At 61.8% G+C, this 1,532-nt stretch carries 2 protein-coding genes; one reads left to right on the plus strand and one right to left on the minus strand.

Annotated features, from left to right (window positions below):
* Positions 1-52 precede the first annotated feature (52 nt).
* On the minus strand, positions 53-856 hold the full coding sequence (locus MPJ51_RS19490; RefSeq protein WP_298390333.1) for an ABC transporter permease: 804 nt from the start codon (positions 854-856) through the stop codon (positions 53-55).
* Between the two features lie 128 nt (positions 857-984).
* On the opposite strand from MPJ51_RS19490, the gene MPJ51_RS19495 reads away from it, so the two are divergent.
* On the plus strand, positions 985-1,532 hold a 548-nt coding region (locus MPJ51_RS19495; RefSeq protein ID WP_298390336.1), incomplete at its 3' end, for a GcrA family cell cycle regulator.

The following is a 1,532-nucleotide window of genomic DNA, read 5'->3' on the forward strand; positions in this document are numbered from 1 at the left end:
CGCGCCTCGGCAAACCTCGGATCGCCTTGCAGCCCGGGGTTTTGGCCGAGACCTAAGCCTTCAACCGATACCCCGTCCGCAACATTTGCCATGTGAGAGCGCCCACCAATACTGTCGCGCCGGTACAAACGACCATGCCCAGATAGGGTGAGCTGTCGGACACTCCGATCATGCCATAACGCAGCCCGTCGATCAGGTAGAACACGGGGTTCACATGGCTCAGCCGGTTCAGGATCGGCGGCAGAGCCTCAACCGAATAGAAAGTACCAGACAGGAAGGCCAACGGGGTGACGATGAAATTGGTGATTGCCGCCATCTGATCGAACTTGTTGGCGAAAATCCCCGCAAACAGGCCCAGCGCGCCCATGAAGGCCCCACCCAGCACCACAAACAAGAGCGCGATCAGCGAGTTTTGTGGCACCAGTCCAAGCACCAATGCCAGCGCAACGGCCACCACGCAAGCGATCAGAACACCGCGGATGATGCCGCCCGCCAGATAGCCCAGCAGAATCTCCAGCGGTGACAGTGGCGGCATCAGCGTATCGACGATATTGCCCTGCACCTTGGCAATCACCATCGAGGATGAGGTATTGGCAAATGCGTTCTGGATCACCGTCATCATCATGATCCCCGGGGCCAGAAAGGTCAGAAAGGACACGCCCATCACATCCGGCCGCCCCGGCCCTACGGCAATGTTGAAGATCAGCAGGAACAGCCCGGCGGTGACCAGCGGCGCCAGCAGGGTCTGCGTCCACACCGCCAGAAACCGCAGCGTTTCGCGCTGCGCCAGCGTGTAAAGGCCCATCCAGTTGACCGCCCCGAAACGGCGCGGATCGTGATCCGTGTCTATCTGCATGTTCCGCTCTTTATCTGATTCGAAGACCGCTTGTAACTCGGCCCGCAGTGATTAGAATAGGGCGCTGAGACGAATTCCCAAGGCGGCCCGAATCCGGGGCCGCTTTCCCGTTTTTTGAAAGGCACCAGATGTCCTGGACTGACGAGCGCGTAGAACTGCTGAAGAAGATGTGGGGCGAAGGCCAGTCGGCCAGCCAGATCGCCAAGGAACTGGGCGGCGTGACCCGCAACGCGGTCATTGGCAAGGTGCACCGTCTGGGCCTGTCGAACCGCGCCACCGGGGCGACCCCGGCCAAGGCCGAACCCAAGGAAAAACCGGCCCCCGCGCCCAAGGCCGAGGCCAAGCCCAAACCCGCACCCAAAACCGAACCGGCCCGCCCTGCGCCCGCGCCCGAGGCGAAACCCGCCGTCCCCGCCCGCCGTCAGATCATCCCGGCAGGCCAACCGCTGCCGCCGCAGCCCTCGGCCAACGAAATCAGCCCCGAGGCACTGGCCAAGGTCAATGAGATCGAGAAGAAGTCGAAGAAACTGTCGTTGATGGAACTGACTGAGAAGACCTGCAAATGGCCCGTCGGCGACCCCGCAACCGAGGATTTCTGGTTCTGCGGCCTGCCGGTTGAGGCAGGCAAGCCTTATTGCGAAGCGCATGTGGGCGTGGCGTTCCAGCCGATGAGTTC

The sequence above is a fragment of the Ruegeria sp. genome, assembly GCF_028066395.1.
Taxonomy (GTDB): domain Bacteria; phylum Pseudomonadota; class Alphaproteobacteria; order Rhodobacterales; family Rhodobacteraceae; genus Ruegeria.

Coding starts and splice junctions, on each gene's coding strand:
- MPJ51_RS19490 (WP_298390333.1), bottom strand. CDS start 856: ATGCAGATAGACACGGATCACGATCCGCGCCGTTTCGGGGCGGTCAAC.